At 68.1% G+C, this 11700-nt stretch carries 11 protein-coding genes and 1 riboswitch; of the genes, 8 read left to right on the top strand and 3 right to left on the bottom strand.

Going from position 1 to position 11700, the window contains the following annotated elements:
• Positions 1–56 precede the first annotated feature (56 nt).
• Together ABZ382_RS27340 and ABZ382_RS27345 are read right to left on the bottom strand one after the other, a co-directional pair.
• Positions 57–923: an amidohydrolase family protein gene (locus ABZ382_RS27340; protein ID WP_357094400.1), complete on the bottom strand. Its 867-nt coding sequence runs from the start codon at positions 921–923 to the stop codon at positions 57–59.
• Between the two features lie 91 nt (positions 924–1014).
• Positions 1015–2406, bottom strand: a complete 1392-nt coding sequence (locus ABZ382_RS27345; protein WP_357094403.1) for an FAD-dependent oxidoreductase — start codon at positions 2404–2406, stop codon at positions 1015–1017.
• Positions 2407–2628: 222 nt separating this feature from the next.
• On the opposite strand from ABZ382_RS27345, the gene ABZ382_RS27350 reads away from it, so the two are divergent.
• The 5 genes from ABZ382_RS27350 to ABZ382_RS27370 all read left to right on the top strand — a co-directional run bounded on the left by ABZ382_RS27350 (position 2629) and on the right by ABZ382_RS27370 (position 6097).
• Positions 2629–3063: a hypothetical protein gene (locus ABZ382_RS27350; RefSeq protein ID WP_357094405.1), complete on the top strand. Its 435-nt coding sequence runs from the start codon at positions 2629–2631 to the stop codon at positions 3061–3063.
• Positions 3064–3126: 63 nt separating this feature from the next.
• Positions 3127–3242, top strand: a riboswitch (SAM riboswitch).
• 15 nt (positions 3243–3257) lie between these two features.
• Positions 3258–3680, top strand: coding sequence for a rhodanese-like domain-containing protein (locus ABZ382_RS27355; RefSeq protein ID WP_357094408.1), 423 nt, complete (start codon positions 3258–3260; stop codon positions 3678–3680).
• The gene (locus ABZ382_RS27360; protein WP_357094411.1) at positions 3677–4891 is read left to right on the top strand and encodes an O-succinylhomoserine sulfhydrylase; all 1215 of its coding nucleotides are present in this window, start codon (positions 3677–3679) and stop codon (positions 4889–4891) included. The genes ABZ382_RS27355 and ABZ382_RS27360 overlap by 4 nt, the downstream gene beginning before the upstream one ends.
• Positions 4892–5000: 109 nt before the next feature.
• The gene (locus ABZ382_RS27365; RefSeq protein ID WP_357094413.1) at positions 5001–5639 is read left to right on the top strand and encodes a type 1 glutamine amidotransferase family protein; all 639 of its coding nucleotides are present in this window, start codon (positions 5001–5003) and stop codon (positions 5637–5639) included.
• A complete protein-coding gene (locus tag ABZ382_RS27370) occupies positions 5636–6097 on the top strand; it encodes a MarR family transcriptional regulator (protein WP_357094416.1) in 462 nt (153 codons plus the stop codon). The genes ABZ382_RS27365 and ABZ382_RS27370 overlap by 4 nt, the downstream gene beginning before the upstream one ends.
• On the opposite strand, the gene ABZ382_RS27375 is transcribed toward ABZ382_RS27370, so the two are convergent.
• Positions 6098–6856 (bottom strand): HAD-IIA family hydrolase, encoded by a 759-nt coding sequence (locus ABZ382_RS27375; RefSeq protein WP_357094669.1) that lies wholly within the window; start codon positions 6854–6856, stop codon positions 6098–6100.
• 193 nt (positions 6857–7049) lie between these two features.
• On the opposite strand from ABZ382_RS27375, the gene fgd reads away from it, so the two are divergent.
• The 3 genes from fgd (at position 7050) to ABZ382_RS27390 (ending at position 11573) form a co-directional block, all read left to right on the top strand.
• Positions 7050–8063 (top strand): glucose-6-phosphate dehydrogenase (coenzyme-F420), encoded by a 1014-nt coding sequence (gene fgd / locus ABZ382_RS27380; RefSeq protein WP_357094419.1) that lies wholly within the window; start codon positions 7050–7052, stop codon positions 8061–8063.
• Between the two features lie 234 nt (positions 8064–8297).
• On the top strand, positions 8298–10376 hold the full coding sequence (gene pta / locus ABZ382_RS27385) for a phosphate acetyltransferase (RefSeq protein WP_357094422.1): 2079 nt from the start codon (positions 8298–8300) through the stop codon (positions 10374–10376).
• Positions 10377–11573, top strand: coding sequence for an acetate kinase (locus ABZ382_RS27390; RefSeq protein WP_357094425.1), 1197 nt, complete (start codon positions 10377–10379; stop codon positions 11571–11573).
• The last annotated feature ends 127 nt before the right edge of the window (positions 11574–11700 follow it).

Raw genomic sequence — 11700 nt, forward strand, 5'->3', positions numbered from 1 at the left:
GCCGGTGTTGACGCTATGACAATAACGCGAAGGTTCGGAAGCGCGGAGGGCGCGGCCTATCGATCGATGCGGGGCAGCGGGAGCGTGGCCGGGTGCTGGGGACCGGGTAGTTCCGAGCGCGGCAGCCGCAGCGTCGGCGGTTCCCCGGTCGAGCGGTTCGCGGCGGGGTCCTCGAAGTCGCGGACCTTGGCGGGCAGGCCGTAGAAGGCGCGGGCATTGTCTTCCAGGACCTTGTGCAGATCGGAGCCCACCGAGTCGGCGAGCAGGGAGATGTCGGCGTCGCGGAAGGGCCGCCCGGCCCGGGTGCCCGGCAGGTCGGTGCCGAACATGAGGGCTTCGGGGTTGACCGTGTGGATCTTGCGCAGGGCCGAGCCGACATTCATGGCCACCCGCCCGAACCCGGAGGCCTTCACCTTGGCTCCCCGGTCGACCAGGTTGAGCAGGTACGGCAGGCAGTCGTCGGACATGCCCAGGTGGTCGATGGACAGCTTGGGCAGCTTGGTGATGACCGGTTCCAGCGAGCCCAGCATGGACCCGTCGATGTAGAGCTCGACGTGCCACCCCGCCAGTTCGTAGGCGCGCAGGGCCAGCATGGTGAGCCCGACGATGTCGCCGCCCGCCCGCTTGAGGTTGAACCGGATGGCCCGCACCCCGGCCTTGCTCAGCGCGAGGATCTCGGCGTCGCTCGCGTCGATGTGGAGGTTGGTGACGCCGACCCAGCCCTCGCCGAGTTCGGCGAGGGCGGCCAGCAGATAGCTCTGATCGGTGCCCTGGAAGGACCCGCTGACCACCGCGCCACCGTCGATATCGAAGCGGGACATGCGCTTGCGATAGTCGGCGATGGTGTACGGGTCGGGCAGGTAGCCCTCGTTCTCGACCAGCGGGAACCGCGGATCGAAGATGTGGAGATGGGCGTCGAACACGTGATCAGCATGCCTCAGAACGGTGACAAGTGTGGACAACCTTGTCCGGCAGGCGGATTCACGCTGGTCAGGACGTCGGGTCGATAACCGCTCAGGAGGCCTTGTCGGGCTCGGAGGCGGCCAGCATCTCGTCGCGCTCGACGACCTTGACCCGCTCGCGGCCCTGCGGCTCGCCGAGGGCGCGCTCGTGCGCGTCCAGGCGGTACCAGCCGGCCCAGGTGGTGAACGGGATGCCCTTGCCCTCGAGGAACTCGGTGACTGCCTCGAGCTCCGGCTTGGCGGCCGGGGCGAAGTTGGCGGCGTCGTCGAGCAGGCAGGCGATGGTCTCGTTGGCGTCGCCCTTGGTGTGGCCGATGAGGCCGACCGGGCCGCGCTTGATCCAGCCGGTGACGTAGGTAGCGGGCATGTAGCGAGCCGCGCCGTCGGCGTCCTCGTCGATGATCACGCGACCGGCCTCGTTGGGCACGGTGCCGGCCTGGTCGTCGAAGGGCAGGGCCGGGATGTTCTGCGACAGGTAGCCCACCGCGCGGTACACGGCCTGGATGTCCCAGTCCTTGAATTCGCCGGTGCCCTTGCAGTTTCCGGTGCCGTCGAGCTGGGTGCGCTCGGTGCGCAGGCCCACGACCTTGCCGTCCTCGCCGAGGATCTCCGAGGGGTTCTCGAAGAAGTGCAGGAACAGCTTGTGCGGGCGGTTGCCGACGTCGCGGATGGCCCACTGCTCGAGGGTGTTGCAGATCATGTCGACCTGCTTGGAGTGCCGGCGCGCGGCCTCGGAGCCCTCGTCGTAGTCGATGTCCTCGGGGTCGACGATGACCTCGATGGTCGGCGAGTGGTCGAGCTCGCGCAGCTCGAGCGGGGTGAACTTGGCCTGCGCGGGACCGCGGCGGCCGAACACGTGCACCTCGAGCGCCTTGTTGGCCTGGAGGCCCTCGTAGACGTTCGGCGGGATCTCGGTCGGCAGCAGCTCGTCGCCGGTCTTGGCGAGGACGCGCGCCACGTCGAGGGCGACGTTGCCGACGCCGAGGACGGCGACCTTCTCCGCCTCCAGCGGCCAGGTGCGGGCGACGTCGGGGTGGCCGTCGTACCAGGACACGAAGTCCGCGGCGCCGTAGGAGCCGTCCAGGTCGATGCCCGGCACGCCCAGCGCGCGGTCGGCGTTGGCGCCGGTGGAGAAGATGACCGCGTCGTAGAACTGCTGCAGGTCCTCGAGGGTGATGTCGACGCCGTAGTCGATATTGCCGAGCAGGCGGACCTGCGGCTTGTCGAGCACCTTGTGCAGCGCGGTGATGATGCCCTTGATGCGCGGGTGGTCCGGCGCCACGCCGTAGCGGATCAGGCCGAAGGGCGCGGGCATGCGCTCGTAGAGATCGATGCTCACGTCCGCGTCGGACTTCATCAACGCGTCGGCGGCGTAGATGCCGGCCGGTCCTGCGCCCACGATCGCAATGCGTAGCGGGCGGGTCGCTGCACTCTGTTCGGTCATTCTTCCGCGCACCCTTTGGGTCGAAACTAACTTGCCGTCAAAACTCAGCCGTCGCTCTTAGCTTAGGCTAAGTTGACGCTCTGGCCTCGGCGGCCTCCGTTGGCCCCCGACGCTGCAGCGTTGCTGCGTAGTCTTGCTATTCCCGCGCTGGGGCGGGAAATTCTGCTGATTCTATCGATGGCACGCGGCGGCCCGCACAAGGGGACCAGGCATGATCTACCCATGAGCGACGCCGAGGAGACCCCGATCCGGATCGACCAGAACGAGACCCGCAGCATGTGGCCGTTCCTGGTGGCCGCGGGAATCATCGCGGTGGTGATCCTGGGAATCGTGATCGCTTCGGTCGTGTCGCCGGTTGAGAAGAATGTCACAGATTCCGATCGGCTCTCGCTGGCGGCGACCAAGTTCGTGATGGCCCGCAACGACTCCGGCAAGTACGACCCGGTGCTGTCCTGCAAGGGATTCGACGAGAACGCCTCGCCGCTGAAGGCGGCCACCGCGACCGGCGGCTCGATCGCCTTCGACAAGCTGACCGACGCGGCCGTCACCGGCGACCAGGCCACCGCGCAGGTCACGTTCACCGTCGCCGGGGCGCCGACGACGTCGACGTGGCACTTCGCCAAGGAGAATTCCCGCTGGTTGGTCTGTAATTCGTGAGAACGGCCGAATACCGCATTGGGGTTTGACAGTGGGGACGGTTCTTCGGCAATCTCAATCCCAGGTCATGAGTACCAGCGCCAAGCCCCGGCTGGCTGGTCGGCAACCCTCCTCCGCGGTGGGGTGCTCCGGGTGACGACCTGGCCTCGCATCGGACAGCGGTGCGGCAAGTGCGGATTCTCAGGAGGTACAAGGTGAGCTACGCGGGTGACATCACGCCCAAGCAGGCGTGGGAGTTGTTGCGCGACAACCCCGATGCGGTCCTGGTGGACGTGCGGACCGAGGCCGAGTGGCGGTTCGTCGGCGTGCCCGACACCAGCGGCATCGGCCGGCCGACCGCGCTGATCGAGTGGGTCGACGTCACCGGTACCCCCAATGCCCGGTTCACCGACCTGCTGAGGCAGTCGCTGGCCCACCGGACCCCGGACTCGGACGCGCCCGTCATCTTCATCTGCCGCTCCGGCCAGCGTTCGATCGGCGCGGCCACCGCCGCCACCACGCTCGGCATCACCCCTTCGTTCAATGTGGTCGACGGCTTCGAGGGTGCGCTCGACGGTCAGGGCCACCGCGGCAGCACCGGCTGGCGCGCCGACGGACTTCCGTGGAGGCAGTCATGATCACCGGCGGCTCTTTCGAGAAACCGCTCCCCGAGGGCGTCGGTCCCGCCACCCAGGCGGTGCGCGGCGGCACCCGGCGTTCCGGCTTCGACGAGACGTCCGAGGCGCTGTTCCTCAATTCGGGTTTCGTCTACGAGAGCGCCGAGGCGGCCGAGGCCTCCTTCACCGGCGATATCGAGCACTTCGTGTACTCGCGCTACGGCAACCCGACGGTCGCCATGTTCGAGGAGCGGCTGCGCCTGATCGACGGCGCGGAGGCCTGTTTCGCGACCGCGTCGGGCATGTCGGCGGTGTTCACCGCGCTGGGCGCGCTGCTGTCCGCCGGTGACCGGCTGGTCGCGGCGCGCAGCCTGTTCGGCTCCTGCTTCGTGGTGGCCAACGAGATCCTGCCGCGCTGGGGTGTGGAGACGGTGTTCGTCGACGGCGAGGACCTGAACCAGTGGGAGCAGGCGCTGTCCGTCCCCACCCAGGCCGTCTTCTTCGAGACCCCCTCGAACCCGATGCAGACCCTCACCGATGTGCGCGCGGTCTCGGATCTGGCGCACGCGGCGGGCGCGAAGGTGGTGCTGGACAACGTCTTCGCCACCCCGCTGCTGCAGCGCGGCTTCGATCTGGGCGCGGACATCACCGTCTACTCGGGCACCAAGCACATCGACGGTCAGGGCCGGGTGCTCGGCGGCGCGATCCTGGGTCCGCGGGACTACATCGACGGCCCGGTGAAGAACCTGATGCGCCACACCGGTCCGGCGCTGAGCCCGTTCAATGCCTGGACCCTGCTCAAGGGTCTGGAGACGATGCCGCTGCGCCTGCGCCAGTCGGTGGACTCGGCGTTGAAGATCGCCCAGTTCCTGGAGTCGCATCCGGCGGTGGCGTGGGTGAAGTACCCGTTCCTGTCCTCGCATCCGCAGTACGAGCTGGCCAAGCGTCAGATGTCGGGCGGCGGCACGGTGATCACCTTCGAGCTGAAGGCCGGTGACAACGAGGCCAAGAAGCGCGCGTTCGAGGTGCTGAACCGGCTGCGGATCATCGACATCTCCAACAACCTCGGTGACGCGAAGACGCTGATCACCCACCCGGCCACCACCACCCACCGGGCGATGGGGCCGGAAGGCCGTGCGGCCGTGGGCATTACCGATGGCGTGCTGCGCGTCTCCATCGGTCTGGAAGACGTGGAGGATCTGCTCAACGATCTGGATCACGCGCTGAGCTGAGCCGGCGAGTGGTCGACAGGGCCGGAACCCATGGGGTTCCGGCCCTTCGTCGTTTTCCGGACCTTCATGATCATTGACAGCATGCTGTCAATCATGACAGCATGCTGTCATGATGAAAACAGTGCACATGGCCGTCTACGACACCTTCTCGGACTGGGAGGTCGGCCACGCGACCGCACACATCAACCGCGCACTCTGGCACCGTGACCCGGGAACATGGCAGGTCAAGACGGTCGCCGTCACCGCAGAGCCGATCACCTCGATGGGCGGCATGCGCATCCTGCCCGACCTCGCCCTCGACGATCTGAAGCCGGGCGACAGCGCCATGCTGATCCTGCCGGGCCTGGAGACCGAGCTCGATCCCGAGACCCCCGCCGCTTTCGCCCGCAAGGCCCGCGAGTTCGTGACGGCCGGGGTCCCGGTGGCGGCGATCTGCGGCGGAACCTTCGCGCTGGCGCAAGAGGGGCTGCTCGACGACCGGCCGCACACCAGCAATGCCGCCGAATACCTGGCCTACAGCGGCTACGCGGGCGGCGAGCACTTCGTCCAGGCGCCGGCCGTCACCGGTGGCGATGTGATCACGGCGTCCGGCACCAGCCCGGTCGAGTTCGCGCGCGAGATCCTCGCTCGCCTGGACATTTTCGAGCCGCACGTGCTGGAGGCCTGGTACAAGCTGTACGGAAACAATGATCCGGCGGGCTTCTACACGCTCTACGAGTACGAGCAGCAGCAGGCGGCGGCGCGGTGACGCGCACCGGGCAGGAACTGTTCGCGACGGCGGCGGTCACGTCGTTCAAGCTGAACGGCCAATTCCTCGGTATCGCCGAGGAATTGGCGAGGCCGTCCGGGATCACGGTGGCGTGGTGGCAGGTGCTCGGCGCGATCCTGCACCGGCCGTTGCCGGTGGCGGGCATCGCCCGCGAGATGGGCATCACCCGGCAGAGCGTGCAGCGCATCGCGGATGTGCTGGAGGGCAAGGGATTCGTCGAGTATCAGCCGAATCCGGCGCATCGGCGCGCCAAGCTGGTGGCCATCACCGAGTCCGGTCACGACGCGGTCCGCGCGATCGACCCGCAACACGCGGCGATGGCGAAACGCCTTGTCGCGCAACTGGGCAGGGATGAGCTCGAGCGGGCCGTGGACGCGCTGACCGCCCTGTCGGCCGCCCTCGACGCGCTCGAGGACGACGCGACGGGCGCCACCTGACTACAGCGCGAACGGGTCCTTGGTCTTGCCGACCAGCGAGGCGACCGACGGCAGGATGGCGGTCGGGCGGTACGGGAACTGTTCGACCAGGGCGGGCGTGGAGATGCCGGTGGTGACCAGGATGGTCCGCATGCCCGCCTCCAGGCCGGAGATGACGTCGGTGTCCATGCGGTCGCCGATCATGACGGTGGACTGCGAGTGCGCGCCCAGCCGCCGCAGCGCCGACCGCATCATCAGCGGATTGGGTTTGCCCACGTAGTACGGCTTCTTGCCGGTGGCCTGGGTGATCAGCGCCGCGACCGAGCCGGTGGCCGGGAGGATGCCCTCGCGCGAGGGCCCGGTGGCGTCGGGGTTGGTGGCGATGAAGCGCGCGCCGGCCGCGATCAGGCGGATGGCGGTGGTGATGGCCTCGAACGAGTAGGTGCGGGTTTCGCCGAGCACCACGTAGTCGGGGTTGGAATCGGTGAGGACGTAACCGATTTCGTGCAGCGCGGTGGTGAGCCCGGATTCGCCGACCACGTAGGCGGTGCCGTCGGGTCGCTGGTCCTTCAGGAAGGTGGCGGTGGCCAGGGCGGAGGTCCAGATGGATTCGACGGGGATGTCGAGGCCGGTGTGCTGGAGCCGGGCCTGCAGGTCGCGCGCGGTGTAGATGCTGTTGTTGGTGAGCACCAGGAACGGGATCTGATTGTCGCGCAGTTCGGCGAGGAACTCGTCGGCTCCGGGCACCAGGTGGTTCTCGTGGACCAGGACGCCGTCCATATCGGTCAGGTAGGAGAGGATCGGTTCTCGGCTCGCGTTGGTCACGCGCATATTCTCCGCTATCCGCGGATCGAAAGCTCATATATTCCTGCGGTGTGACCGCTGCCGCACCGTCTTCCGGTGCTGACTAGTGTGCGAAGGAGGCCGTTCGCGCCGACCGGCGCGAGCGCAGCATGGCGACAGGAGTGCCCAGGTGAAGGACCTCAAGCTCGGTTACAAGGCGTCCGCCGAACAGTTCGGCCCGCGTGAGCTGGTGGAGCTCGCGGTGGCGGCGGAGGAGCACGGCCTCGACAGCGCCACGGTCTCCGACCATTTCCAGCCGTGGCGGCACAATGGCGGGCACGCCCCGTTCTCGCTGGCCTTCCTGGCCGCGGTGGGGGAGCGCACCCATCGGATTCAGCTCGGCACCTCGGTGCTGACCCCGACCTTCCGCTACAACCCGGCGGTGATCGCGCAGGCGTTCGCCACCCTGGGCTGCCTGTACCCGGATCGCATCATGCTGGGTGTCGGCTCGGGTGAGGCGCTCAACGAGATCGCGACCGGTTTCCAGGGCGAGTGGCCGGAGTTCAAGGAGCGGTTCGCCCGGCTGCGCGAGTCGGTAGAGCTGATGCGCGCGCTGTGGACCGGCGAGCGCGTGGACTTCGACGGCCAGTACTACAAGACCGTCGGCGCCTCCATCTACGACGTGCCCAAGGGCGGCATCCCGGTGTACATCGCGGCGGGCGGGCCGCTGGTGGCCCGGTACGCGGGTCGCGCGGGTGACGGTTTCATCTGCACCTCCGGCAAGGGCATGGATCTCTACACCGAGAAGCTGATGCCCGCCGTAGCGGAGGGCGCGGCCAAGGCGGGCCGTTCGGTCGACGACATCGACCGCATGATCGAGATCAAGATCTCCTACGACACCGATCCCGTTCTGGCGCTGGAGAACACGCGCTTCTGGGCCCCGCTCTCGCTGACCGCGGAGCAGAAGCACTCCATCACCGACCCGATGGAGATGGAGGCCGCCGCCGACGCCCTGCCGATCGAGCAGATCGCCAAGCGCTGGATCGTGGCCAGCGACCCGGATCAGGCCGTCGAGCAGATCAAGCCCTACCTCGACGCGGGCCTGAACCACCTGGTCTTCCATGCCCCGGGCCACGACCAGCGCCGCTTCCTCGACCTCTTCGAACGCGACCTGGCCCCCCGCCTCCGCGCGCTCGGTGCTTAATTGCCCCTTCGCTTCGCTACGGGGCGGGTTCGGGGCGCTGGAGGTCTCGTTCTTCCCTCCCTCCGCTCCTCCGCTTCGCTCCCCCGCTCCACTCAGTCCAGAACGAGACGCGCCCCGAACACTGGGTGGGCGGCATGTAACTGGACGTGAGGTGGTCTCAGTCGGGGGCGGGCATCGAACCCGGATGCCCGTCCCTGCGGAAAACCGGCCATAACGGTCGGTAGGCTTTCGGCCATGGCTGCCACACCGGTCTCCAGTGTGTACATCGCGTCCCCCGAGGGCGACACCGGCAAGTCGACGGTGGCGCTCGGTGTCCTCCAGGCTCTGGCCGCCACCACCCCGCGGGTGGGCGTGTTCCGGCCGATCACGCGGTCCTCGACCGCGCGGGACTACATTCTCGAGCTGCTGCTCGAATACTCGACCGCCGACGTCGACTACGACCAGGCCATCGGCGTCACCTACGAACAGGTGCACGAGGATCCGGACGCGGCGATCAGCGAGATCGTCATGCGCTATCACGACGTCGCCAAGCACTGCGACGCCGTGCTGATCCTGGGTTCGGACTACACCGATGTGGCCAGCCCCAGCGAACTGCGCTTCAACGCCCGCATCGCGGTGAACCTGGGCGCGCCGGTGCTGCTGGTGGTGCGCGGAATCGGCCGCACCCCGGACGAATTGGGCCAGCTGGTGGAGGTGTGCCGGAACGAACTGGTGGCCGAGCACGCCAAGCTGGTGGCCGTGATCGCCAACCGCTGCGAGCCCGGCCAGCTCGAGGCCGATGCCGAAGCGCTGGCCAAGGCGTGCGCGGTGCCGTCCTGGACGCTGCCGGAGGTGCCGCTGCTGCAAGCCCCCACCATGGAGGAGCTGCGCGAGGCGATCCACGGCGAGATCTACAGCGGCGACCCGGAACTCATGCACCGCGAGGCCCTGCACGTGATGGTGGGCGGCATGACCGCCGAGCACATTCTGGAACGGCTGACCGACGGCGTCGCCGTCATCGCCCCGGGCGACCGCTCCGACGTGCTGCTGGCGCTGGTGAACGCCCATGAGGCGGAAGGCTTCCCGTCGCTGGCGGGCATCATCATGAACGGCGGCATCCGGCCGCAGCCCGCGATCGCCCGGCTGATGGCGGGTCTCAAGCCCCGGCTGCCGATCCTGTCCACCGATCTGGGCACCTACGAGACCGCGAAGGCCACCGCGCTGACCCGCGGCCGGGTGTCGCTGTCCAGCCTGCGCAAGGTGGACACCGCCCTGGCCGTCATGGAGGAGCGGGTCGATCCGCGGGAACTGTTGCGGCAGATCGAGGTTCCGATTCCGAACATCGTCACCCCGCAGATGTTCGAATACCAGCTCATCGAGCGCGCCCGCAACGACCGCAAGCGGATCGTGCTGCCCGAGGGCGATGACGACCGCATCCTGCGTGCCGCGGGCCGGGTGCTGCAGCGCAAGATCGCCGACCTCACCATCCTCGGCGACGAGGCCACGGTGCGCGGCCGCGCCGCGGAACTCGGCGTGAACATCGACGCCGCCGAGGTGCTCGATCCCCAGACCTGTCCGCTGCGCGACGAATTCGCCGAGGAGTACGCCCGCCTGCGCGCCCACAAGGGCATGACGGTGGAGCGGGCCCGCGAATACATGTCCGACATCTCGTATTTCGGCACCATGATGGTGCACATGGGGGTCGCCGACGGCATGGTGTCGGGTGCGGCGCACACCACCGCGCACACCATCCGACCGTCCTTCGAGATCATCAAGACCGAGCCGGGCGTCTCCACGGTGTCCAGCATCTTCCTGATGTGCCTGGCGGACCGGGTGCTGGCCTACGGCGACTGCGCGGTCGTGCCGGACCCGACCTCGGATCAGCTGGCCGACATCGCCATCTCCTCGGCGCGCACCGCCGCCCAGTTCGGCATCGAGCCGCGCGTGGCCATGCTCTCGTACTCCACGGGTGAATCGGGCACCGGCGCGGACGTCGACAAGGTCCGCAATGCCACCAAGCTGGTGCACGACCGCGAGCCGGAACTGCTGGTGGAGGGCCCGATCCAGTACGACGCCGCCATCGAGCCCGCGGTCGCCAAGACCAAGCTGCCGAATTCGGCGGTGGCGGGCCAGGCGACGGTCTTCATCTTCCCGGACCTCAATACCGGCAACAACACCTATAAGGCCGTGCAGCGCAGCGCGGGCGCGGTGGCGATCGGCCCGGTGTTGCAGGGTTTGAACAAGCCGGTCAATGATCTGTCGCGGGGCGCGCTGGTCGCCGACATCGTGAACACCGTCGCGATCACCGCGATTCAGGCGCAGCAGGAGGCGTAAATGAAGGTCCTGGTGATCAATTCGGGTTCCTCGTCGATCAAGTACCAGCTGCTGGAGCCCGCCACGGCCGACGTGTGCGCGCACGGCATGGTGCAGCGCATCGGCGAGGCGGTCGAGCCGGATGTGGTGACGGTCGAACACCACACGGGCGAGAAGACTTTCGAGTACCAGGGTTCGATCGCCGACCACGCGCAGGGCCTGCGGGTGGTGTTCGACCTGTTCATCGCGAGCGGCCAGGATCTGGCGCACGCCGATCTGGGCGCGGTCGGGCATCGGGTGGTGCACGGCGGCGAGGTGTTCTACGAGCCGACGCTCATCACCGACGATGTCGTGCAGGCCATCACCGACCTGTCCGCCCTGGCGCCGCTGCACAATCCGCCGAATGTGATCGGCATCGAGTCCGCGCGGGCGCTGCTGCCGCGGGTGCCGCAGGTCGCGGTGTTCGACACCGCCTTCTTCCACAATCTGCCCGCCGCCGCCAAGACCTACGCCATCGACGCGGAAACCGCCGCGGCGCACGGGGTTCGCAAGTACGGGTTCCACGGCACCTCACACGATTACGTGTCCGGGCAGGCGGCGGAGTTCCTCGGCAAGGATCGCGCCGAGCTGAACCAGATCGTGCTGCACCTGGGCAATGGCGCGTCCGCCTCCGCCATTCGCGCGGGGCAGGCGGTGGACACCAGCATGGGCCTGACGCCGTTGGAGGGCCTGGTCATGGGCACCCGGTCCGGGGATCTGGATCCGGGCATCATCTTCCATCTGATCCGCACCGCCGGCATGGATGTCGACGATGTGGACGCCCTGCTGAACCGGTATTCCGGGATCAAGGGCCTGTCCGGGGTCAATGACTTCCGCGAGCTGGGGCGTCTCATCGAAACCGGCCATCCCACCGCGAAACTCGCGTTCGATGTCTATATCCACCGGCTGCGGCGCTACATCGGCGCGTACCTGATCGAGCTGGGCCGGGTGGACGCGATCACCTTCACCGCCGGGGTCGGCGAGAACGACGCGCGGGTGCGCGCGGAGGCGCTGGCCGGTCTGGAGCGCTACGGCATCCGGATCGACGCGGACCGGAACACCGCGAAAGACCGGACCGCACGCCGCATTTCGGCCGAAGACTCGGAGATCTCGGTGCTGGTGGTGCCGACCAACGAGGAGCTCGCCATCGCCCGCGCGGCCGCGCGGCTGGTCGGCTGAGGCTTCCTCACGAAAACATCATGATGCGTTCGGCACAGTGGTGTCCGGACCCGGTTCCCGCCGGTCCACCGGAACCCGTGTCGCACCACGCACAACCGCGGTGGTGGCCGAAAATCCCTCGCCGGTC

Origin of the sequence: Nocardia sp. NPDC005825 (assembly GCF_040630175.1) — a bacterium.
Taxonomy (GTDB): Bacteria; Actinomycetota; Actinomycetes; order Mycobacteriales; family Mycobacteriaceae; genus Nocardia.

Coding starts and splice junctions, on each gene's coding strand:
- pta (WP_357094422.1), top strand. CDS start 8,298: ATGGCTGCCACACCGGTCTCCAGTGTGTACATCGCGTCCCCCGAGGGC.
- ABZ382_RS27390 (WP_357094425.1), top strand. CDS start 10,377: ATGAAGGTCCTGGTGATCAATTCGGGTTCCTCGTCGATCAAGTACCAG.
- ABZ382_RS27360 (WP_357094411.1), top strand. CDS start 3,677: ATGATCACCGGCGGCTCTTTCGAGAAACCGCTCCCCGAGGGCGTCGGT.
- ABZ382_RS27365 (WP_357094413.1), top strand. CDS start 5,001: ATGATGAAAACAGTGCACATGGCCGTCTACGACACCTTCTCGGACTGG.
- ABZ382_RS27350 (WP_357094405.1), top strand. CDS start 2,629: ATGAGCGACGCCGAGGAGACCCCGATCCGGATCGACCAGAACGAGACC.
- ABZ382_RS27375 (WP_357094669.1), bottom strand. CDS start 6,856: ATGGACGGCGTCCTGGTCCACGAGAACCACCTGGTGCCCGGAGCCGAC.
- ABZ382_RS27345 (WP_357094403.1), bottom strand. CDS start 2,406: ATGACCGAACAGAGTGCAGCGACCCGCCCGCTACGCATTGCGATCGTG.